The sequence below is a fragment of the Citrobacter sp. TBCS-14 genome, assembly GCF_005280805.1.
GTDB classification, from domain to species: Bacteria; Pseudomonadota; Gammaproteobacteria; order Enterobacterales; family Enterobacteriaceae; genus Citrobacter; species Citrobacter gillenii.
In genome coordinates this window covers 1-580 of sequence record NZ_SZWM01000913.1, presented here as the reverse complement: position 1 = coordinate 580, position 580 = coordinate 1, and the positions used below count along the sequence as shown (strand labels likewise).

The 580-nt window shown below is 41.5% G+C and carries 1 protein-coding gene; it reads left to right on the top strand.

Features of this window, described 5'->3' with window-relative positions; translation table 11 throughout:
* Positions 1 to 408: DUF6387 family protein (locus tag FDX22_RS22030; protein WP_222592561.1), on the top strand; the 408-nt coding region annotated here is incomplete at its 5' end.
* Positions 409 to 580 lie beyond the last annotated feature (172 nt).

Here is a 580-nt window from a genome sequence, read left to right as displayed (position 1 = left end):
GTTGATATAGGCCTTGATCTAATGAGTGATGAGGAAATGATTGCCGGATTCAAGATCCTTCTAAGAAAATGGAGAGAGCAGACGGGGGTCAAAGAACGCTCTAGCGATGCGCGAAAACGATTCGGCTTATCAACAATAGCAAAAATTCACCACTACAGAGTTATTCCTTATCTTGATATTGCGCGCTGGGCAAGAATTAATGATATGTCTGTCTCTAATGAGCTTTATGCCAGATTACTCTTTCCCAGTCCTTTGCCCAATGGTGAAGTAAAAGGAGGGGCTCATATTAGAGACACCGTTAAGCCCTTTGCTGAATGTGCAAGAGATTTGCTTAACAGGACTGCGCTAAAANCACACATAGAAAACATGAGGTTTTCAGAGTTTCTGAAATTGGCAGATTTTCAGTAATTTTAAAATCTGCGGATTGTAATATTTTGGAACTGTATAGATAAGGACTGTTTTTTTCATCAGTATGCACCGTAACGAAGCAGCAACCATCAGCAAGAGGTTACGGGAAGCATGAACTTAGAAACTATCCCCACTAAAGGTTACATCCGACGCTTTCGCCTGGCTGAATTGC